General features: G+C 57.6%; 22 protein-coding genes and 1 pseudogene. 9 read left to right on the plus strand and 14 right to left on the minus strand.

Annotated elements, in window-relative coordinates; translation table 11 throughout:
• Positions 1–449 precede the first annotated feature (449 nt).
• Positions 450–926 carry an RNA polymerase sigma factor gene (locus ACT67G_RS02455; protein ID WP_325245525.1) on the plus strand — a complete coding sequence of 159 codons (477 nt, stop codon included), beginning with the start codon at positions 450–452 and terminating at the stop codon, positions 924–926.
• Entirely contained in the window at positions 923–2,059 is a 1,137-nt protein-coding gene (locus ACT67G_RS02460; RefSeq protein ID WP_443662873.1) for a hypothetical protein, read from the plus strand. The genes ACT67G_RS02455 and ACT67G_RS02460 overlap by 4 nt, the downstream gene beginning before the upstream one ends.
• A 459-nt stretch (positions 2,060–2,518) precedes the next feature.
• Here ACT67G_RS02460 and ACT67G_RS02465 read toward each other — a convergent pair whose 3' ends face one another.
• The 4 genes from ACT67G_RS02465 to ACT67G_RS02480 all read right to left on the minus strand — a co-directional run bounded on the left by ACT67G_RS02465 (position 2,519) and on the right by ACT67G_RS02480 (position 6,029).
• Positions 2,519–2,686, minus strand: coding sequence for a hypothetical protein (locus tag ACT67G_RS02465; RefSeq protein WP_443662874.1), 168 nt, complete (start codon positions 2,684–2,686; stop codon positions 2,519–2,521).
• A gap of 18 nt (positions 2,687–2,704) precedes the next feature.
• On the minus strand, positions 2,705–3,781 hold the full coding sequence (locus tag ACT67G_RS02470; protein WP_443662875.1) for a helix-turn-helix domain-containing protein: 1,077 nt from the start codon (positions 3,779–3,781) through the stop codon (positions 2,705–2,707).
• Positions 3,782–3,960: 179 nt separating this feature from the next.
• On the minus strand, positions 3,961–5,475 hold the full coding sequence (locus ACT67G_RS02475; protein ID WP_443662876.1) for a hypothetical protein: 1,515 nt from the start codon (positions 5,473–5,475) through the stop codon (positions 3,961–3,963).
• Positions 5,472–6,029 (minus strand): RNA polymerase sigma factor, encoded by a 558-nt coding sequence (locus ACT67G_RS02480; protein WP_443662877.1) that lies wholly within the window; start codon positions 6,027–6,029, stop codon positions 5,472–5,474. The genes ACT67G_RS02475 and ACT67G_RS02480 overlap by 4 nt, the downstream gene beginning before the upstream one ends.
• Before the next feature lie 131 nt (positions 6,030–6,160).
• On the opposite strand from ACT67G_RS02480, the gene ACT67G_RS02485 reads away from it, so the two are divergent.
• The gene (locus tag ACT67G_RS02485; protein ID WP_443662878.1) at positions 6,161–6,418 is read left to right on the plus strand and encodes a hypothetical protein; all 258 of its coding nucleotides are present in this window, start codon (positions 6,161–6,163) and stop codon (positions 6,416–6,418) included.
• Positions 6,419–6,587: 169 nt separating this feature from the next.
• On the opposite strand, the gene ACT67G_RS02490 is transcribed toward ACT67G_RS02485, so the two are convergent.
• From ACT67G_RS02490 to ACT67G_RS02515, 6 genes and pseudogenes are all read right to left on the minus strand, one after another.
• A complete protein-coding gene (locus tag ACT67G_RS02490) occupies positions 6,588–7,796 on the minus strand; it encodes a hypothetical protein (RefSeq protein ID WP_443662879.1) in 1,209 nt (402 codons plus the stop codon).
• Positions 7,793–8,941, minus strand: a complete 1,149-nt coding sequence (locus ACT67G_RS02495) for a hypothetical protein (protein WP_443662880.1) — start codon at positions 8,939–8,941, stop codon at positions 7,793–7,795. The genes ACT67G_RS02490 and ACT67G_RS02495 overlap by 4 nt, the downstream gene beginning before the upstream one ends.
• Entirely contained in the window at positions 8,938–9,789 is an 852-nt protein-coding gene (locus ACT67G_RS02500; RefSeq protein WP_443662881.1) for an ABC transporter ATP-binding protein, read from the minus strand. Before ACT67G_RS02500 ends, ACT67G_RS02495 begins: the two co-directional genes overlap by 4 nt.
• The gene (locus tag ACT67G_RS02505; protein WP_443662882.1) at positions 9,723–10,529 is read right to left on the minus strand and encodes a hypothetical protein; all 807 of its coding nucleotides are present in this window, start codon (positions 10,527–10,529) and stop codon (positions 9,723–9,725) included. Before ACT67G_RS02505 ends, ACT67G_RS02500 begins: the two co-directional genes overlap by 67 nt.
• A complete protein-coding gene (locus ACT67G_RS02510; RefSeq protein ID WP_443662883.1) occupies positions 10,522–10,758 on the minus strand; it encodes an RNA polymerase sigma factor in 237 nt (78 codons plus the stop codon). Before ACT67G_RS02510 ends, ACT67G_RS02505 begins: the two co-directional genes overlap by 8 nt.
• A 94-nt stretch (positions 10,759–10,852) precedes the next feature.
• Positions 10,853–11,086 (minus strand): annotated as a pseudogene (locus ACT67G_RS02515) (RNA polymerase sigma factor); the annotation flags it as partial.
• Between the two features lie 151 nt (positions 11,087–11,237).
• Here ACT67G_RS02515 and ACT67G_RS02520 point away from each other — a divergent pair.
• The 4 genes from ACT67G_RS02520 to ACT67G_RS02535 all read left to right on the plus strand — a co-directional run bounded on the left by ACT67G_RS02520 (position 11,238) and on the right by ACT67G_RS02535 (position 13,465).
• Entirely contained in the window at positions 11,238–12,608 is a 1,371-nt protein-coding gene (locus ACT67G_RS02520) for an IS1182 family transposase (protein ID WP_443662884.1), read from the plus strand.
• Positions 12,609–12,772: 164 nt separating this feature from the next.
• Positions 12,773–12,964 carry a hypothetical protein gene (locus tag ACT67G_RS02525; protein WP_326215198.1) on the plus strand — a complete coding sequence of 64 codons (192 nt, stop codon included), beginning with the start codon at positions 12,773–12,775 and terminating at the stop codon, positions 12,962–12,964.
• Positions 12,965–12,968: 4 nt separating this feature from the next.
• Positions 12,969–13,118, plus strand: a complete 150-nt coding sequence (locus tag ACT67G_RS02530; RefSeq protein WP_325247456.1) for a hypothetical protein — start codon at positions 12,969–12,971, stop codon at positions 13,116–13,118.
• Between the two features lie 176 nt (positions 13,119–13,294).
• A complete protein-coding gene (locus ACT67G_RS02535; RefSeq protein ID WP_443662885.1) occupies positions 13,295–13,465 on the plus strand; it encodes a hypothetical protein in 171 nt (56 codons plus the stop codon).
• 505 nt (positions 13,466–13,970) lie between these two features.
• On the opposite strand, the gene ACT67G_RS02540 is transcribed toward ACT67G_RS02535, so the two are convergent.
• Both ACT67G_RS02540 and ACT67G_RS02545 read right to left on the minus strand, forming a co-directional pair.
• The gene (locus tag ACT67G_RS02540) at positions 13,971–14,969 is read right to left on the minus strand and encodes a sensor histidine kinase (RefSeq protein WP_443662886.1); all 999 of its coding nucleotides are present in this window, start codon (positions 14,967–14,969) and stop codon (positions 13,971–13,973) included.
• Between the two features lie 278 nt (positions 14,970–15,247).
• The gene (locus tag ACT67G_RS02545) at positions 15,248–15,982 is read right to left on the minus strand and encodes a LytR/AlgR family response regulator transcription factor (protein ID WP_443662887.1); all 735 of its coding nucleotides are present in this window, start codon (positions 15,980–15,982) and stop codon (positions 15,248–15,250) included.
• 299 nt (positions 15,983–16,281) lie between these two features.
• Here ACT67G_RS02545 and ACT67G_RS02550 point away from each other — a divergent pair, with 299 nt between their 5' ends.
• Positions 16,282–17,586: a GGDEF domain-containing protein gene (locus ACT67G_RS02550; protein ID WP_443662888.1), complete on the plus strand. Its 1,305-nt coding sequence runs from the start codon at positions 16,282–16,284 to the stop codon at positions 17,584–17,586.
• A gap of 243 nt (positions 17,587–17,829) precedes the next feature.
• The gene (locus tag ACT67G_RS02555) at positions 17,830–17,991 is read left to right on the plus strand and encodes a hypothetical protein (RefSeq protein ID WP_443662889.1); all 162 of its coding nucleotides are present in this window, start codon (positions 17,830–17,832) and stop codon (positions 17,989–17,991) included.
• 337 nt (positions 17,992–18,328) lie between these two features.
• Here the strand turns inward: ACT67G_RS02555 and ACT67G_RS02560 are convergent, their stop codons facing one another.
• Together ACT67G_RS02560 and ACT67G_RS02565 are read right to left on the minus strand one after the other, a co-directional pair.
• Entirely contained in the window at positions 18,329–20,587 is a 2,259-nt protein-coding gene (locus ACT67G_RS02560; protein ID WP_443662890.1) for a cellulase family glycosylhydrolase, read from the minus strand.
• Positions 20,588–20,645: 58 nt separating this feature from the next.
• A complete protein-coding gene (locus ACT67G_RS02565; RefSeq protein WP_325247462.1) occupies positions 20,646–21,149 on the minus strand; it encodes a hypothetical protein in 504 nt (167 codons plus the stop codon).
• Positions 21,150–21,179 lie beyond the last annotated feature (30 nt).

Raw genomic sequence — 21,179 nt, forward strand, 5'->3', positions numbered from 1 at the left:
TCCCCACTTCAGGCCATGCTCCTAAGGCGCAGCGCTTGGCTCTCCCAGGGGGCAAAAGCGGCTCAAGTACAAAACCGTGCAATGCGGAAAATCCTACTAATCAGGACGTCAAGGAGCCGGGCAGCAGCCCGGCTCCTTGACGCATGGCAGGCCCCGCTCCTGCTCCATGGAGCCGGCTGCCAAAGAACGCCTGCTCAGGATTTTCGGAGGCAGGGATGTCGTTCCACAGGTTCAGGGACGGGAGATGGCGGACAGTCTTCTGCGATAACAGGGTCCAAAACAGAAAACGCCATCCCCAAAAGTTTTATTTCCCGGGAAACGGTTGAGCTGTTCACGAAAGAACAAGCCTTATCACATCATGATTTATATTTTTTGGGACTTTTCCGATTTTCCGGAGGTATTATAAGTGAAAAGCTTTTCAAGAAAATCAGGACAGGAGACAGAGCGCTATGCGGACAGAGCAGGAATTCAATGCGGCAGCAGAGCAATATCTGAATATGGTCTACCGCATTGCCTTAAACTGGTTCGGCTGTGTCCACGATGCTGAGGACGCGGCGCAGGAGGTGATGCTGCGGCTGTGGAAAGCAGAATCCGTACCAACAGAGGAAGCCCATCTGCGGCACTGGTTGGTCCGGGTGACATTGAACGTCTGCAAGGATCTCTCCCGGCCGTCATGGCACTTCCCCTTTGTTTCCCTTGCTGATATACCGGAAACATACGTGTCGGAAACCGAGTATCAGGGGGTACTGGAGGAGATCATGCGCCTCCCGAAAAAGTACCGCATCCCGCTGTATCTCTACCACTATGAGGGATATTCCGTCAAAGAAGTCGGGGAACTGCTCAAACTCAACCCATCCACCGTCAGAACCAGACTGGCCAGGGCCCGCGAGAAACTGAAATCACAACTGGAGGAGGGTGACCAATGAGAACTCCATATCAGGAAGCATTCGATCATGTCACCGCCTCCGAGAGGTTGAAAGCAGAGGTGTTAGACATGACCAAACGTGAAAAACAAGACCTATGCAGACGCATCCCAAAATTTGTCCTGATTGCCGCAGTGATTGCCCTGCTTCTGGCCGGGACTGCTTTGGCAGTCAATATGCCCCACCTTCAGGACTGGTTCCGGCAATACTGGGAAGAAGCTACCGGGGAAGAACTCATGAATGCGCAGCAGGAAGAAGTCATGAACAGCCTGACCCAGTCCGTAGATGCAACGTCAAATATGGAGGATGGATCGGAAAATACTTTCTCTGAGACAACATCCCCCAACGATATCCCCGCCCAGACAGCGGACAATCCGGAAGCTCCGGATACAACGCAGTCCCCGTCTGCCGGGCAAGCCCCGGCAGCATCCCCGGATCCAACCGTAACCGTGTCACTGGACTCCGTTACTGCCGGAGAAGATACGCTCTGGATGCTGGTGCATGTCACCGGAAACTATGAAGCCGGAAAGAGATACTCCTTTGGACGGGGGGAGCTGCTGGGAGCCCCGAAAAAGGAGTTTTCTGAACTGGGGATCACCGTAAGCAGCGGAGTCACAACGGAGCAGTGTCAGATTTTGACTGACGGCAGCTTGCAGATCTTACTCCGGTATCAGTGCCTGAATCCCACTGCGGATTTGACTCAAGGAGGAACCTATCAGCTCCAGCTGGAGAACCTGAAGATGGAGCGGGATCTGGTCTGGGAGGGCCAGTGGAATCTCTCCTTCTCGCTGGACAAGACAACAGCCTCGGCACCCGTGGTCTTGGAGCATATTACATTGCCTGTGGAAGGGTTAGAAGGCCAGGACACCGTAGAGTTTGAAGAGATCCGAATTACATCTACAGGGGTCAAATTGGTATGTCAGCCTCAATTCTCCGGGTACAGGCTGTGGGCGGATGTAGCGCTGATCCTGGCGGACGGATCGGAGATTTCCGGCTCCAGAGGACATGGCACCTGGACAGGTGAGGCGGATAAGAGCAACTGGTATTCCGCCTACAACTGGAACCTGCCGGTGGCAGTGGAACAAGCCGTAGCGCTTCGTATTGGTGAGACGATCGTTTCTTTCTCCCAAGAATGAAGGAAACCGGGCGCAGTTGGCATAGGGCGCCCCGGTTTCCGAATCCAGGAATGTTCCGGCATTTAAAATCTCCACAGTTGCTTCAGGACGAACAACATAGATGTCATACTTCCAAGTCTCCTGGCCATCGAATGTACTGCCCAGCCGCTTTTCTTCCACGCCTGTTACTTCCACAGAAAGCGCTCCGTATTCAAATATTTCTACGGTCCCATCATCCTGGGTGGAAACCGACGATTCCTGGTCCTGCTGCGGGGAAGCCTCAGCACCATCTGTACATCCAGGCAACATGATCAGCGCCGCAAGCATCATCCCGCGAATTTCCCTGGCCACAGCAAAATTTTCCCCTTTCAAATATGGTTCACGGAGCCTATCAAAGTATGGCGCGCATGTGGCTGGCACACGCTTTCCATCACTGCGGAAATCCCTTCGCCGCGGGAAAGATTCGTCGGAATGTCAGCCTCACTGGTAGCGATACCGCTCCCCGGTATAGCGATCCACACACCGCAGGAACAGCTCCCGGCTCTGGAACTCCAAAAAATGGAAGCCGTTCTCAGGATGGAAGGAAACGATCTTCCGCTCCGGGCAAACCCACATCCGCCAGGGCCCGGTCATGATGGTCTGTTCCATAGTGCATCTCCTTTCTTGTTACAGGACGAAGTCGTCAGAGGCTGCCCGTTCCGTCTCCAGATCCACGCCCTCCCGGCGCAGCTGCTCCTGCAATCGCTCCTGCCGCTCCGATGCCGTCAGCAGATGCTCGGTAAATTCCGGGTCCAGGGTGTCCGGCCAGGTCTCCGTAACAGCCCCATCCACCATGTCGTAGACTGTGTAAGGTTTCTCCGGCCAGCGGGTGCGGACCAGCAGCTCCGTGACGCCGTCACCGTCCCAGTCCGCCGTGGTAAAAGTCAGGCAGTCCCGCACCGTCACCAGCAGCTCCGCGTTCCAGGTCTCCCCATCTCCCCGCCAGAAGTTGTAGGTGAAGAGAAAACCGTCCCCAATGGGGTAAGGGTAAATGTGCCTGTACTCGACCGTCGCGTTGTAATAGCCGAACAGGGCGTCCCGGGTCTCCATATTGTAGTCCAGGCCCATGGCGCTTCCCACCTGGTTCATCTCGCGGCCAATACCCATCATGCCGGTTTCGGCACAGGCGGTAACGGTGCCCTCATAAGTCAGCCGGTTCCAGCGGCACTCCAGCGCATAGACCACCTCTCCGTACCCGTCCTCCATCACGGTGCCGTCAAAGTCCACGTCTCCCTCACACCGGAGCTTCAGCAGGTGGTCCCCCTCCTGAACGTAGAAGTAGTTGACTCCGTCCACGGTCTCCTTCAGCACTAGTTCCTGGGTACGGGTCTCCGTCACGTACAGGGCGCTGTAAGCGATCACCAGGGCCGCTGCGATCACCAGCGCCAGCACCGCCCCCACACGGCTCCAGGACCGCCGGCGTTCCCGACGAAGGCTGTCATCGGAAATGGTCAGTAAGTTCTTCATGGGGTCCTCCTCTCCGCTAGGGACAGCCCGCCGCCGGCAGGCCATCAGCTCCTCCACCCTCAGCCCCAGGGCTGATGCCAAGGGCTCCAGCAGCGTCACATCCGGGTAGCTGAGGCCCCGCTCCCACTTGCTGACCGCCTTGTTGGTCACATGGACTTGCTCCGCCAACTCCTGCTGAGTCAGGCCCAGTTCACGGCGGCAATCGCTGATGAAGGTGCCCAGCCGTTCCTTGTTCATGTGCATCACCTCTTGGGGAAAGTGTAACGTCAACCGTGCGAAAAGGCAATCGACCAGCAGTAGAATTGGCACAAAGCCCTTCTTCCTTCTGCGCTGCAGATAGCTTCTTTCTGCCATACTGGTGACGATACTGCTGCCCTGCATCGTGATGCACACATGGAAGAAACCGCCCCCGGCCTTCACTCCGGATACACCAGCTCCTCCGGCACCCGGTAGATCTGTCCCCACAGGGATCCATTGCCGTCCCGATAGAGAATGGTCACAAAGGTTCCCTCGTCATGGTTGTGAACACCGTCCAGATAATATCCATCTTCGTTAAACTCCAAGTTCTCCGAAATCGGAAGCCCATTTTGGATGTCGCCAATCCTGTAGGTGAACATATCTGTGACAGGTTCTTCATGAATCAGTTCCAGCTCCGAAACGGGAAGCGCGCAATAGTAGTCAAGCCGCGCCAGGGATTTGAGGCGCATTTCCTCGCTGACTGTCCCGGTGTGGACGGTAAAGCCTCCGTTTCCGGATGTCTCCTGGGAACCGGGCGCTTGCGCAGGAACCTCCGGTGCAGGCTGCTCCGGCGTTATCTCCGCAGAGGGCGGCTTCACCACCTGCCGTTCCGGGTTTTCCGTCTGCTTCGACTCCAGTGGCGATTCCTCCGGCAAATCAACGTCCGGGACGGACGCGTTCTCCCGCTCCGCCTGCTGCTTTTCCTCGTTCTCCCGGGAGTACTCCAGCTCCTGAGGCACCTTGTAGAGCCGTGCCACACAGGCGTCTTCCTCCAGCTGAAATACCGGCAGATAGAATGCCCCGCTGATCCGCTGCCGGCGGCCCCTGTATTGTCCATCCTCGTCAAATAACTCCCGCTCCGGCACCTGGATGGTCAGTGTATAACCGTCTATCGTGTATTCGTACAGATCCGTTACTGTCTGCTCATCTACCAGCTCACAGTCCGCCAAGGGCAGGTTTCGGTAATATTGAGACTGATGATATGCTACGGGCATGCCGTCCCGGTCATCCGTCTGCGCACTTCCGCCGAAAACACCCATACCGGAGAGGTCCAGGCAGACGTTCACAGTCTGGGTACCGCCGTCCCGGAATACCGCTTCCGCGGTAATGTTCGGATTTTTGGGAATATCGTCCGCACTGAGCGCCTGAATGCCCCAGAACAGCAGCAGTCCCTCCTCCATCTCCGTGCCCTCCAGGGTAACGGAGCTGCCGGAGACGGTGAACTCCTCGCCGAACACGATCAGCTTGTTCTCTGGTCCCACATAGATGGAGGACACCTGCTCCTCCGGTATGTCGGGCGTGATCCGCTGTTGGGCGAAGAAGCCCTCCTGGGTGGTAAAGGTAACCCGTTCAATGTTTTCGCCCTCGTAGCGCAAGCCCATGCTCACGTAGTAATTCTCTCCGTCGCAGTACCCGCCCCAGTAGTCGGACTTCTCCAGCAGATCCTCCTCCCGCAGCACCACCATACCATCCTCATCCAGATCCAAGGCATAGGCCTTGACGGTAAACAGGCCTGCGGGCTGCTGAGGCAGGAGCGCATACAGAACGGCCACCAGGCACAGAAGGGCGGCAACAGCTGCTCCCCCCCGCCAAAGCCACGTCAGCCTCCGCTTCTTCCAGGAATAGGTCTCCGCCTCCAAAACGAATTTTGGATCAATGCTGCTGATTGCTTGGGAAAGTTCCTCCCGTTTCATACCGGCACGCCCTCCTTTCTCAAGTAGGCCTTCAGTTTTTTTCGAATACGGTGGAGCCGGACGGACACCTGATTGTCGCTCATGCGCAGCCGAATGGCAATGGCGGAAACAGAGTCCGCATACCAGTACCGCCGCAGGAAAATCACCCGGTTCTCCCGATCCAACGCACCCAAAAAGCGGTTCAGCAGCTCCGCCAGTTCCTTGGCGGAAAAGGCGGTCTCCGCCGTATCCGGTACCGACAGACAGGTTTCCAATTCCTCCAGCGCCACGTCATAGTAGCTGTTGCGCTTGACTGCTGCACTGGCATGATACTTCTTCAGCGCCAGATTCCGGGTGATGCTGCACACATAGGTCATCAGGGGATTCGGCTGCTGAGGCGGCACCGAATTCCACACGCACAGATACGTGTCGTTGACGCATTCCTCCGTATCCAGGGAGTTGTGCAGGATATTACCGGCAATTTTACAGCAAAGCCTTCCATACTTGTTTGAAAGTTCTGATATAGCCTGTTCCGACCGGTCCAAAAACAGGGTAATGATCGCTTGATCCTCCATTTTCTCTCACTCTCCTTCCCGCCTCACCCATATACTACGGATTACAGAGCAAATCTTACAGGAAAACATCATTTTTTATTTCACGAAGAGTGTACCATCGCTGTATGATGCCGGCAAGCGGGCCACGAAGGATGAAGCAGGCAATCTCGTGGTCACCCGCCCCCAAACTGAAAACTCCATTCCAGATCTTCATTCCCCAGGAGGCAGCAGATCTGCTGGAAAAAGAGTACGCCAAATACCCGCGCAATCCCTGGCTGTTCTCCTCTTCCCGAGCCGGGGCCATGCACCGTCCGCACTCAGGGGGGCATCCTCCATCAGCGAATTCTGAAAGGCGGAAGCAGGACGAGGCAGCGCAAGCCATGGGAAACCTCATGGTGCAGATACAGTGAGGACAATAATGAACGTAAAACAGCGCACCGGGCGGGAACTTCCTGCCGGTGCGCTTTATCATGCAGCAACGTGGGCTGCGGTGGAAAAGGAGGCACAGTGAAAAGAACTTGCCTTGCCCCAATGGGCAAAGCGTGGGGTCTGGAACTTGTTCCAATGTGGGTCTGACTTTCAAAGCAATTCCCGTTTTCTCTGACGGCGGCAGGTCAGGACACAGAGAACGATGCTGACCGCCAGGAGTCCGGCTGCCACCGCCGCCTCTGTTCCTCTGGGCACCCAGGGGCCGCCCTCCCAGAGACGCCGGAAGCAGAAGGGCTGGTCCAGGAGCCAACTCCCCAGCGCCGCTCCCACCGCTGCAAACAGAGGCAGGGCCTTGAGCAGCATAGCGATGTAGCTGCCGCTGTATTGGGAGAGGAACATGGTCAATCCGGCAGCCGCCAGAGACAGCGCCAGGATCAGCCCCGCCAGCACCACCAGATAGGTCCCGTAGGTCCAGTCAAACCAGGGCGAGCTCCATTCCCAGATCCCGCCCAGGCCGCAATCGCGAAATCGCAGGGGCTCCTGAGCCAGAAACGGAATTGCATAAGCCACGAGATTGACGGCTGTCAGCACCAGTGCGGAGCACAGGGCAGCCGCCATCTGTGTGGTCAGAACGGATCGTCCCCGGCGGGAGGTCCACTGCATGGCACGGGTCCTCCGCAGCCGGTCCCGCACCAGCGTGGGGCAGAGCAGCAGCACGATGCTCAAAACACACCACACCGCCAGATCCCTGCCATACTCCCGGGTGGATTCCTTGACAGAGAACGGAAGCAGCCCGTGAGCCCTCTCCGGTTCGGCCAGTTGCTTCTCCCGCAGGATCATGGCCTCCGGATCGCCCTGCTCTTCACGGTTTGAGATGACCAGGGCCAGATGTTCATCCTGGGTGTCATAGGTATCCATGGTCTGCTCCAGCTCCCGGATCACATACCAGTTGGTGCCGCCGTACACCCGGCTCAGCAGATATTCCATGTCCATGTCCGCCTGATCACCGCCGTCGCGAGCGTTGTTCAGATAGTCCTCCCGAAATTGATCAAAGGTCTCGTAGTCCGTCAGGCCCGCTGCGGCAGCCTCCGGGATGCCGGCGATCTGCTGGGCAAAGGCCTGGATCTCCTCCGCCAGTTGGCCGTCCAGCTCCGCCCGTTCCTCCGGCTCCAGGGTGGGGCCGTATTCCGCCACCCACTCGGAAGCCAGCTGGAACTGGGCCTGAGAAGCAGGACCGTTGCAGAAGTATTCGATGTAAAACTCCGGGAACATCCAGTAGTACACCGCTCCCAGCAGCAAGATGGCCGCCAGGATGCCGGGACGCCAGATCTTCCGCAGTTCCCACGCCAAAAGTCTCATGTGAGCACATCCTTTCTTCGAAAGCGGCGCAGAGCCAGGGCCGTCCCGGCGCCGAGCAGCAGCAGATCCGCCCCCACGGCGATGGTCTCCTGCCAGGGCAGCACCGCGTTGAGGCCCAGCTCCGTAAACCAGCCGCCGCAGCAGAGCCACACGATGGTAGGCTGGAAGCAGGAGAGGACATATCCCACCCACAGCTTCAGATTCCCCAGCGCTGAGGTAAGCCCCAGGCCGCCGAAGCAGAGCAGTCCCAGCACCAGCGCCGCCAGATAAGGGCTGCGGACCAGGGTGCCGCAAAGAGACGCCAGCAGAGAAAATGCCGCCGTCAGCGCCGCTCCCAGAACCAACGCCGCCGCCAGGTACTCCGCCACAGTGAAGTCCCCCCAGGTGAGGAAGGGCCGGATCAGCATCAAATCCGAAAGGTAGTTGAACTGGCTGGAGACGCTGGCGTCCCAGATGCCGCCGTAGTCGAATCGGGCAAAGTACAATCCCAGGGTGGGTACGGCCACCAGGGCAAGGAGGACCAGTGAGGCTCCCAGAGCGGCCAGGACCTTGGTCCGCTGCAGCCGCCGCCCGGTCCGGGAGGCGCAGGCAAGGCTCTCCGTCCGGTGCATTCCCTCGTAGCCCAGGAGGTACAGCGTTCCCAGCATGGCGGCGATGGCCGTCTCCCCCAGGAGGGAACGCATCAGCGTTCCGAAAAGGAACTGATGGCTCCCCTGGGTGACAGGCCCGGCGTACAGATCTATCCCGGCGTCTGTTTGCGCCAGGTGCTTCACCCGGGCAGACAGGGCATCGTATTTCCAGGCCACCAACGACACTACTGTTGGGGAATTTTTCACTACAGCCGTATAGAAATCTTTCAAAATGCCGGTGTCGTAGGTCTCAAAGCTGTCCTCCAGGCCGGTGACGGACTGGAGCAGGACAGCCCGGTTCTCCGTCTCCGGCAGGGCGGCCAGGCCATCGCAAAACGCCTGATCCACCCGCTGGCCCAGGAGGGCGGTGTCTGCGGAGGTATCGTTGAAAAAGGCCCGGTCCTGCTCCGAGAGGGTACAGATGAGAAAGGTGTTAAACAGCAGGCTCAGCGCCAGGAAGGCCCACAGGGCTGGCAGGGAAAAGAGCTTGCGCCACTCGTACACCGCAAGGCTCATGATTGTCCCTCCCGGTAGATGGCGAGGAACGCGTCCTCCAGCCCCGGTACCACAGCCGCAGCTCCAGAAGGCGGGTTTTCCGTCAGGATCCGCAGCACCGGCCCCACCTCCCCCTGGCCCTCGCTGAGGAGGAACTGATCCGGTCCCAAAGGCGTTCCCGCCGGGACCTGAAAGACCTTTCCATGAAGCCGGGCGCAGATATTAGCAGGGGTATCGCAGCAGTAGAGATGGTGGTCCCGGAACATGACGATCTGTCCGGCAATGGTCTCTACGTCGGAGACAATGTGGGTAGACAGCAGCACGATCCGGTCTTCCGCCAGGGAGTGGATCAGGTTTCGGAACCGCACCCGCTTCCGGGGATCCAGTCCGGCTGTGGGCTCGTCCAGGATCAGCAGCCGGGGATCGTTCAGCATGGCGGAGGCGATGCCCACCCGCTGGATCATGCCGCCGGAGAACTTCTTCAGCTTCCGGTCCCCGTCCGCTCCCAGGCCAACCAATTCCAAAAGGCGGCTGATGTGTTCCTCCGCCTTCCGCTTTGGGACGCACTGGAGAGCGGCCACATACCGCAAAAACTGCCGGGGCGTGTAGTTGGGATAATATCCAAACTGTTGGGGCAGATACCCCAGCAGGCCCCGGTAGTCCGCCCCCAGGGCCAGAATATCTTCCCCATCCCAGAGGATCTGCCCCTTGGTGGGAAACAGCAGTGTGGCAAGCATTTTCATCAAGGTGGTCTTTCCGGCGCCGTTGGGCCCCAGCAGCCCGTAAACACCGGGGGTAAAGGTCAGGGAGATGTCCTCCAGAGCCGTGAAATTTCCGTATTGCTTTGTGACATGTTCAACTGAGAGCATAGATGCTTCCTCCTTCTGCGCACCGCCGGCAGAAGCGGCGCAGTTCCGTGAAATACAACGCCAACGCGGCGGCAGTGAGCAGGCAGAACAGCACGGTGGGCACTCCATTGAGCCACCGGGCAGCCCGCTCCCACAGCAGCGGCACAATCCCCAAAGCTGACCAGGCTGCCGGGGCTGTCAGCAGCCCCGCGATTCCCCGCAGCCGCAGACAGTAAAGGGACAACACCCCATACACACAGGCTGGAAACGGACAGGGCCACCATCCAAAAGAAAGAGACTTCCCCGCCCGCCAGGTACCACAGCAGCAAATTGGCCGGCACGCACACCAGCACCGACGCACTTCCGAACACCAGCATCCGCAGGGCCGTCATAGTCCCCAGAGAGATCCGGCAGGTCTGCCGCCACTCCAGTGTACCGGACTGTGTCTCCTTCCAGGCAGTCAGCAAATGCAGGGCGGCGTACAATGCCGGGGACAGCAGAAACAGTACCGGGCCCAGAGATCCCTGCCGGGCTGCCGCGGCTGCCGCCGGCAGCAGGCACAAAACCAGAAACAGCACCGCAAGGAACAGGCAATCTGCCGCCCCGAAAAACAGCGTTCGCAAGCCCACTGCCTGAAAAGTTTCCGTCAATGTGTGCCAAAGTCCCGGTCGGGCCGGAAGTCCGGCGTCCAGGATTTGGCACACGGCGGCATCTTTTTCCGCCTCCGTGGGCACGGGAATTTCGTCCCAGAAGTTATCCATGTGGATCAAACTCCTCTCTCAGCCGCCCCAACAGGCGGTAATAGCGGGATTTCACCGCTGCCTCCGGCTCACCCAGCGCGGCGGCGATTTCCGGAAAAGACTGCTCTCCATAAAGCCGCAGGCGGAACACCGCCTGGGTCTGGGGCTCCAGGCCGGAAACGTAGGCTTCGATCTGCTCCAGCAGAGCTCGATTCTGGATTTGAGTGGTGAAATCCTCCTCCCACGGCACCTCCAGTTCCTCCATGGGCAGGGGGTATCAGGTGTGATCTCCTGCGGGCGTCGATGACTTTGTTGGCGGCGATGCGGTAAAGCCAGGTGCGGAACGCCCCCCGCTCCGCCCGGTAGGCGGGCAGCGCCCGCAGCATGGCCAGGAAAATGGACTGGGTCAGGTCCATGGCGTACTCCTTGTGGCCGGTCTGGCGGTAGACGAAGCGGTAGATTTCGTCGTAGTGGGCCCGGATCAGATGATCCGCTGCAGTGTGGGAGCCTTTGCGCTGTATCTCCCGAATCCATTGCTCTTCCACTGCCTCACCGCCTTTCCGACTATATATTCGCACAATAGGGCGCCATCGTTTCAAAAAAAGGAGAAGAAATTTTTGGTCGCAGCTCAACGCCTGACTTCCAAGTTGAAATTCTCAAAATCTCGACCTGTTGACAAAGTAGATCCCCCGAGAAAACCATGGTAAAATGGGACAGGAGGTGGGGCGGATGCAACTGAAGCTGCACATGGTGACGATCGAGGACCTAGTGCCCCAGGAACACTTTCTGCGAAAATTGGAGGCGGCGCTGGACCTTTCCTTCATATATCGTGAGACGGAAAAGCTGTACAGCCGCCGGTACGGCCGGCCACCCATCGACCCGGTGGTGCTGGTAAAGTACCTGCTGGTGGGATACTTGTACGGCATCCCGTCGGAGCGGCAGATCGAGCAGCGCATCCAGACCGATGTGGCCCTGCGGTGGTATCTGGGACTGGATCTGCTGGATCGGGTTCCGGATCACAGCACCATTTCTCAGCTTCGCAGACGGAAACCGTCTTTCCGGAAGGTGTTCCGGCGTCTGTTTGAGGAAGTGGTGGAGCAGTGCATCCAACGAGGCCTGGCAAGCGGGCGTTTGGTGGCGACGGATTCCACCCACGTGAAAGCGAACGCATCCCCGGCCTCGGAGCACCTGGTGGAGGCGGTACAGAAGCCGGGGGCGTACTGGGAGCGGCTGGACGCGTATGAGGAAGAAGCGTTGGAGGAGCTGGAGCGGAGGACACAGGCGGGAAAGACGGGCAGGAAGCGGAGGCAGAAGGGACGGAGCAGGCAGGTCAAAAGCCCTCTTCGGTACGACCGAAAATGGGCCAGCCGCACGGATCCTGAGTCGGGACACCTGAACCGTCCCGGAAAGCCAAAGGGGCCCCACTATCTGTCCCATCAGACGGTGGACTGCGATCACGGCATCATCCTGGATGTGACGGTGACCTCCGGGGAAGTGAATGACGCGGTGCCATATCTGAGGCAGATCGAGCATATCCATCAGGAGATCATCCCCATCCGAGCGGCCGTGGCGGATGCGGCCTACGACCTTCCGCTGTTCCACCGGGTGCTGCGGGACCATGGCATCCGCTTTTATGTCCGTCCGCCGCCCCGCTCCGCGGCGTCCCTGGGCGGAGTTCCCGGGTCTCCCTTTTTCTACGATGAGGAGAACGATCTCTATACCTGTCCCGGCGGAAAGGCGCTGCGTCTGCGGAACCTCAACCGCAGCGTCGGCGGACTGCACTGGGTGTATTTCGCGGACAGGAGCGACTGCGCCGCCTGTCCCTTGAAAGAGCAATGCGTGGGAAAAGGACGGGCCAAACGCCTGGAGCGCAGCTACTTCTGGAGGGAGATCCGGGAGGATCTGAGGGAACTGGACAGCCCGACGTACCAGAGGGCCCTGCGCAAGCGGCAGATCTGGAGCGAGGGGACCTTTGCCGCGCAGAAATGGGAGCACAGGCTTGGCCGTCTCCTGCGACGAGGTTCAGAGGCAGCGGAAGACCACTGCCTCTTGTCAACGACCGCATTGAACCTGAAGCGGATGATCAAATGGATCATGTGACGCCGCGAGGCGTCTTTTTTGCTGTTCCTGCCTGCTTCCGTTGCTCTTGGGGGAGCTACTTTGTCAACAGGTCGGAAATCTGGGGTGCAGTAAAGGAAAAGAATATGCTGTGAGGATTCGACATAATCCGCCTGCTGCCGGGAACAATAGTCAAGGTGATGATGATGAAATACGAAAATCCCAATATGGAAGCCTATTGGAATACCCTTTCCCCGCAGGTGCAGGCCAAGATCAACGATACGGGCATTGAGCTGTGTTCTCTGGGGATGCTGATGAAGCTGGGGGATTACTATCAAAACAGCCAAAGCGAAAACGGCGCAGATACGCCGCCTGTAGAAACCGGACGAAAGGAGTGACCTCATGAACAAGCAGAAGAAAGAGCTTACCAGCCCCAAGCCAGATCAGATTGAGCGGCCCATTCCCGCCAAGATCTATCCCACCATTGACACGGACCTGGCCCGCGACAACCTGGAAAACGATCTCCCCGCAGCAGATCTGGAAGATCTGTGACACAGGTACCATGACTCGTTTTCTCCAGGCCGGGTTGTGCAGAATTTGCGTCGATGTAAAAGAAAAAATGGCGCGACGAGCGAAGCTGGCCGATCTTGAGAACGAGCTGGAAGACGAGATCTCTCCGGAGAGTTTCCTCTCTGGATTTAAACTTGCGCCGGGGATCGCGGCGGATTTTGCCTTCTCCTCCTTCCATGATGACGAGCCTAGAGGTTCAGAAGCTCTACAAGGACATGCTGGAGCACTACAACGCCGAGTTCACCCTCCAGACCTACGCCCGCACCACACGGCAAAAGCAGGACGAAGCCGCCCAGGCCATGGGAAATCTCATGGCACAGGTACAGTAAAGACATTTGGAAACAAACAGCGCACCGGACGGAAAGCCAAGCTTCCCTGCCGGTGCGCTTTATCAATTCCGTGCGAGCCCAGCAATGTAGGCCGCAGTGTGGGTCAGGTTTTTCAATGTCCCAAAAGCTCAAAATCTGTGTTGTGTAAAGGATGCTGTCTCCTCTGGGGAATATTCCAAGGGAGCCAAAGCCCTGGGCCAAATGCCCCATCTTCCGGGGAAGCTAGCAGCGCGGTTACCTCGCCGTTCCTGGAGGCTAAGTCTTTATCGGCAGACATGCCGGTCCGCTCTTACAGCAAAAGCAGAGCTCTGCGGAGGACAAGCGCTAGGGCGGGCCAGATCCAGGATAGCCGTTTTTCATTTCTCTGCTCATTCACACACTTTACATCGCAGACTTTCCGGTCATCCCATTGGTTCCTCACCCAATCGATCGGCAAGAGCGGTTACGCCATTCACCATTGGGAACCACGCCTGGATAAGCGAGGCGTTTTACAAGTCGTATGGTCTTACAGCACCAGTCTCAACCGGAACCAGCCGTCTGTCAGGTCAAACTGGCAGACGGCTCCGTTTTTTCGGCAAAAGGCACAGATGGACTGCACGCCCAAGCCGTGCCCCTCCCTTTGGGCCATCGGCAGGCCGTTGCTGTCAAAAGAGATATTTCCCGTACACGGATTGGAGATTTCCAACATGACACCGGGAGTTCCCACCATCTTGCAGCGGATCTTCCGCTGATCCTGGGGCAGCGCCAGATTGGCATGAATTGCATTTTCCAGGGCGTTTGCTAGGACAATGGCCAATTCCCCCTCATCCACCGGGAGGACATCAGGCAGAGAGAGCTTTGCCTCCACAGAAATGCCCTGGTTTTTGGCCTGATTAAAATAAGAAGTAAACACTGCGTCCAGAACCGGCGGGCAGCACCATCGGATTACCTTCTGCTCATCCAGCCGCTTTTGAGCAGCGTCCAAAAAGGCCAGAGCGGCATCCCTGTCTCCCTGTGCCAGTAGTCCTGTGACGGTCTGGAGCTGGTGGCGCAGGTCATGGCGTTGGATCCGAATGCCCTCCTCCACTTCTTTTACTTCCTGCAATTTTTCTTTCAGAGCTGAGATCTGCATCGTCAGCAGTGTGGCGCTCTGGCGTTCCATCTGAATATGGTACTGACCAAGGAGGCTCTTGAATACCGCAATATACACAATGATCAGGGGGATAACAGCAGCGTAGAGATAGGCACGCTGCGCTTCATTTTCGAGATAACTGCCTGGCCAGGCCGACACCAGAATGAGGTAGCCGCAGAACACACAGGGAATGAGGGTAAGGATCCCCCAACGGCCAGGCATCACCTGGATCAGCATGCGGAAAGGCCGCCGCAGGAAGCGCCACTCCAGATAGATGGCTGTCAAATAGAATACGCACATCAGCAGGATGTTCACAAGTCCGGAGAGGCCCAGGGAATCTGTCAGCCAGCGGATCATGGAGGCCGACAGTGCGGACACCAGAATCTGTGTCATGTAGTTAAAAACCGCCTGTGCAGGAGTGTCGTTGGCCGCCCAATATGTGAGAAAAGTAGCCGGAACAGAAATGGTGAGAAAAAACAGACGGAGCAGCAGCAATTCTCCGCCGAGCCACAGTAAAACCAGGCTGGAACCAGCCACCCAAACACTGTAAGATGCCATGATCCACAGCAGTTTCCAGCGTTTGAAGCGGAATTCAGTCAAGCTCGCCATCATTCCCACAGTCATGATTGTAATAAAAAAGGTGCGGAAGGTGAGAAAAACCACATCAGTCATTACGAATTTTCCTCCAGCCAGTAATTACCCCAGGCCTTCTTGAACTCCGCCGCCGCTGTCCGGGGCAATGTCACAGCTCGACCGTCATCCAGCAGGGCAGTTTGGGCCTGAACACCAGTCACATGCTGGAAGTTCAGCGCGAAGCTGGCCCCGCACAGATAGAAACGACGGTCAGTCAGCAACGGTGCCGCCGCCTTTTTGAAGGGAATTCGGATACTCTGGGAGTCCACAGTGCCGTCCGTGCAGAAGTAGCGCATACAGCGCCCCACCCGTTCTACATAACGGATACGCTCCAGCAGGATGCGCCGGGGCCCGGCCGCTGTAGTCACCACAATGGCCCTGCTTCGCCGACGGTCTAACTTCGCTACGGCACCGTCCAGCACCTGAAAGAACTTTCCACTCTCCACCGGCTTGAGAAGGTAAAAAAAGGCTCGGACCTCGTAGCTGTCAGCAGCAAAATCGTTGGAAGTGGTCAGGTATATGATTTCCCCACCCTCACCCAGCGCCCGCAGGCGCCGTCCGGTGTCGATTCCGCTCAGTTCCGGCATGAGGATGTCCAGTATATAGAGGTCAAAACCACCCGCGGTCTCCGCCCTTGCCAACAGCTTGACTCCGCTCCGAAACGTCTCCACCTGTCCATTCAGGCTGGGACGGGACAAGAAATAGGAGTTCAGCAGCGCCGCCGTTTGATTAAGTTGTCTTTCTTCATCATCACATATGGCGATCCGCAGCATAAGCGTCTCCCCTCCGCACCAGACTGCAAATTTTGCGCAAATAATATCAGATTTTGAGCAATCTCTTTTCCATTCTGCCAGAATTCGTACAATGAAAATAACATGGAAGGAAAAGGTCGTCAAGAGGAATCTCCGGAAGAAAATCCGGCTATGCCGCACGACCGCAGCTCAGTTTTCTCCTGGTCAAACCACTAACACCGATGTGGGATCTGCTGCTGCCGCACAATATGTGATTGGGGAAAAACCGGCGTCGTGTGAAGCTTTTCTTGTGCCATCATCGTCTTACAAAGGGAGTTTCCATGATACATAAAAATATAAACTTATTGAAAAATCAATTACTCTTTAGCCTGCTGATTCCTGACTATATCCGCCAGGAGTTTCTGCATGAATCGGTGCGAAAAAACAATTTTTCATTGCGCATCATCTGTGTAATTATTTTTGGGGTGGAAATTTTCAATCTGGTTCGGGTGGTGTTTTTGTCCCAATCCGGCCTGAGAACCCGAAACAATCGCATTTATTTTTCCATGTATTGTATTCTGATCCTTCTGGCAGTACTGTGGTTGGTTCTGCGGCATCTATTGCAGCATGCTTCGGTACGTCGGCAGTGGGCCGCGCAGTACGCCGTGACCGGCTTGATTCTCCTGTGGCACATGGGTCTCAATGCTTACGATCTGTACCGTGACCCTGCTGCAGGGACTACGGTGCTGACAACAGCACTGCTGGGATTGGCAATGTTGATTCAGACACCGCCCCGGTATAGTGTGGCACTGTTCGGTATTGGATACCTGCTGTTTTGGGCAATCATGGCCCCGCTGATGGATGCAGGCGACCGGGTCAACCTGACCATCACCTTTGTGGTGGCTCTGGCCGTCTCCTTGGCTCACGCTCATTACTCCTCGATTATGCTGAAGCAGCAAAAGCAGATTGTGGAGATCAATGCCAAATTGCAGGAACTGGTACATCTGGACCCACTGACAGGGCTCCTGAATAAGACGACGATAGAGTGTCGGGCGGAGAAACTGCTCCATCGTTTGCAACACGGCGGAAGTCGGGATGGACTTACTTTGTTTCTGTTGGATCTGGACGCGTTTAAGGGAATCAATGACCAATTTGGTCATCCCTGTGGCGACTATGTTCTGGTGCAAACGGCAGAATCCATGCGCAGGGCTTTTCCGGATGCGGCAGGGCTGGGGCGTACCGGCGGAGACGAATTTGCGGTTCTCTACGACAGAGCCCTGACGGAGAAGCAGGCTATGTCTCTACGGCGGGTGTTGGTGGAGCATTTAGAGCAAATTCAGTGGCAGGGACAGCCCATGGCTGTCCAGTGCAGTTTGGGTGTCTGCATCTGTACGCTGCCCCAACTCTCATACCGGCAGCTGTACACTGAAACAGACCGCATGCTGTATCAGGCCAAGCAAACAGGCAAGGGACAGTGCTGCGTGCGGCGATTAGCACCCTCAGAGGAAGAAAACCAATCCCCGGGGAAAGAAGCGGGGTCAACGGATCGTGCACCGGAGCACTTTGTTTTCTCCTCCCTTGCTACTGATACCTGCTCCGGAAATGGCGCTCGGCCCCCGCAAGCGTTGCGCCGCAGAAAACAATAAGACGCAGTCGGCAAGAAGGAGTGCGGTCAGGAGAACGTGTGAATCGTTTGATAACTTACCGGTTTCGCTCTGGCTATTCTGGGCGAGTTGGAGAATTGTGTGTTGCTGATCGGAGCCCGCAGGCTCTATGCATGCGGGCAACCGAGCGCAGCGAGGCTCTTGGCGAGTCGCAATAGAAGGCAATACGCATGAGGGATTACATGACGGCCCTGCACCAGAGGTTCTGCTGGAGCATGGACGGCTGTGGAAAAGCAAAAGAAGAAACGCTCCGGTCTCAGCGGTTCTACCGTACGGGGCATCCGCACCATGCTCCACGGTGCCCTGGACCGGACAGTGAAGGAACGGCTGCGATTTGAAACCCTGCTGACGGGTGCGTCGTTCCGAAAGTCCAGCATCAGGAGATGAAAACGCTGCGGCAAGAGAACCTGGACGTGGAGCAGCGGACCATAGGACGCTGCATTCACCCTGCGAACCTACACCCACTCCGCCCGGCAGAAGCGAGATGAAGCGACGCAGACCATGAGGAGTCTCATGGCACAGGCGCGGTGAGGACAATCACGAACGCAAAACAGCGCACCGGATGGGGACTTCCCTGCCGGTGCGCTGCGTTTATCGCTAATGTGGGTCATGGTGTGGGTCTGCCTCCTTCTGGCATGGCGCCTGTCATCAGGCAGCCAAAGGCAGTCCTTCTAACGCCAAAGGGACTGAACCCACATGTGCAGGACAAAAGTCCGCCGGCCACTTATGATGCCAAATGGGGCCGAAAAACATCCAGCAGCTCCCGGCACACGTTGACCGTGTCCGTGCGGCCATCTTCGTAGGTGTAAGTCAGTTCCTCTGCGGTGGCCCCTGCCCACTGAGAGACACCTCCGTACTGGATCACCAGGTGCTTGGGCCAGACATTGCTCACCTCACAGTAGCACCAGGGAATCTGATACTTCTCCAGCATCTCCAGGCAGGTCTCATGGTACGCGGTCACCACGTCAATGTCCCAGTAGACCTTGGTGCCGAACATGCCGAACTCGTTGACCATAAAGCCCACACCATATTTCTTCGCAATGTCCTGATAGGGCTTCACCTTGGTCTTGTAGATGTAGTCGGCATCTGCCATTTGTTCTTCGCTGTTGGTATATGTACTGTCTCCGTTGACGATGAGGGGCAGGGGCGCCGTACGATCCGGGTAGTCTCCGGTATCGGTGGGTACCATGACCGTGCGTACCCCACTTTGTTCCAAAATGATCGTGTCCAGACGGACATAGTGTCCATTCCCCCCGGGCTGCAGCGTGACTTCCTGCGTACCCACTGGAATCTCCACGGAATAAAGCGTGCTGCCGTAGGTATACTCCCCCTCCTGGTTGAGCATGCCCCCGGCAGGGACAATCGTCTCCAGCAGGGTGCCGTCCCCATAGACCAAGATCCGGGGATTCGTGTCAGAGGTGCTGATATGAACGCTCAGGGTACTGCTTTCCACGTCGCCCCGGATGACAATGGGTACCTCCCCTTCCATGGCAAGTCCCATGGGGAAATAGGGCTGGGGCCAGCATGGCACCGCATAGGGGTTGGTTTCCATATACTCATAGTCCGCCGCAGCGATAAAGCTGGGGGCATAGGGATGGCAGCCCACAGCCACCCCCATGGCCGCAAACCGCTCTGCCCACTCCAGGGAGCCGTTGCCCTCCAGAGAGTACAGCAAAACCCGGCCGCTGTCCGCCTGGCGGATGGCCTCCACCACAGAAGCAAGGCCCCGCTCCGCCATCCCCATGGCTGTCTCCGTCTCTTCCGGCTGGACTTCGTTGGCCAGATCAAAGGTCAGGTACTTGCTGGAAATCCCGGCATACCGCCTGGCCAGCATCTGCCAGTGATCTCTTGTAACCGCCCACTCCTCATCGCTTTCCGGCATCCCGTCCCCGGCACTGCCGTCGGCGCCCAGATAGCCCGCCATGGAGATTTGCAGATGAACCCCGTACTGGATGCACCAAGCCAGCAGCTGATCCAGCTCCAGCAGCTCATTTCGGTTCACCACCATGGGATCTGCGGGGTAGTCGGGATAGCGCAGGGTCTCAAAAGAGAGGAACAGCCGAATGAAATTGAATCCGTTTTCCGCCAGAAACCGTACGTCTGTCTCACTGTAATGCAGGTATTCCGCTGCGCTGTTCTTTCGGTTGCTGATACCCGCGCCATGCCACCCGACGGGCAGCCGGGCCTGACTGACTTCCGGCAGGTCCGTCGGGGCTGCCAGGAGTTCGTCGGTGAGAATGGTTTTGTCGTAAGTCCCCGCTTCAGGCAGAGGAATATAGTCCCCCCAGCTCTCATCCAGCTCAATTTTGCAGTAATCCGCCAGGCGCACCAGGGCCAGGACGGCATCCCGACGGGTCAGGGGTTCGTCCAGTTCCAGGGAGCCATGTTGGTTCCAGGTAAACACAGGCTGTCTGCTGACCGGGGAGACCACCGCCGGAAAAGTACACACCGCACCCCACATGTAATTGCTCTGGTAAAGCGCATACGCCATGGCTTCCCAATCGGGAAAAAGGGGATAGTCCCAGGTGAGCCCCTGCTGGGCATCCCGTATCTCCTCCGTATAAACAAGATCCGGGTTGATGGTCTCGTCCAGGTAGGATACCACCTCTTCACGGTTTCGTTCCATCAGTACCCAGGCATAGGACAGCATCAAAAATCCGTCTTCCCGGGCCATCTCCTCCTGAGAGAGCGCGGCCTGTGCCATCAGGGCCCGCCACTGCCCCATGCGGCTGTCATCCCAGCGCTCCACCACCACGCCGGTCAACTCCGCATATTCCTGAAAGGTGACCGGGGCATCCAGATCCGCCAGCCAGTCCTCTGGCAGCAGGCCCGCATCTGCCGCCCGCTGCAGCTCGCTGTCCAGTTGCCCCTCAGGGGAGGCCACGCCCCTCTCTGTCTCCAGATCACCGGAGCTGCCGCAGCCGGAGAGCAGCAGACAGAGTACAAAGGCCAGCATTGCCCGGAGGATCCGGCATCTTTTCATCAAAATCACTCCAATCAAACTATCATTTCAAGGGCAATAGAGCCTGCAGGCAAGTTCTTCATCCTTTGCTCGTCATATGATCCAGAATGAGATCCAGCAGTACGCCGTTCACCGGGAAGGCCTCGCTGAAACCGCCGGAATAGGTACAGGTATCCCGGCGCAAGCCCTCCGGGTAATCGCTCCGCACGGCAAACTCCCCTTGCTTATCCCCTATGAGACCGATGTTGGAGTAGGCCAGGAACGTCAGGGAATAGCCGATGCCCGCTTCTTCAAAGAGGTCGATGCAGTAGTTCAGATACGTCTCCAGGGGAACTGGTTCCCCGGTATCCTGCTCAGCATCAAAGAAGGCCAGATCATTGACCATGAAGCCCACTCCATAGCGCCCCGCCAACTCCAGATAAGGAGCAAAGCCATAGGTGTAGATGCTCCGGACATCGTAGACCCGGCCCTGGGCGTCCGACCAGGCTCCGTCACCGGAGAGCACCAGACTGGCCAGGCTGGACGTGGCGTCCGGCCCTCCGCAGCCTTGGCAGATAGGAGCAGACCGGAAAAGGAAAAACACAGGCCGGGTCGGGAGTAAGATCCCGACCCG

The organism is Dysosmobacter sp., assembly GCF_052306735.1.
In the GTDB taxonomy this organism is placed as follows: Bacteria; Bacillota; Clostridia; order Oscillospirales; family Oscillospiraceae; genus Oscillibacter.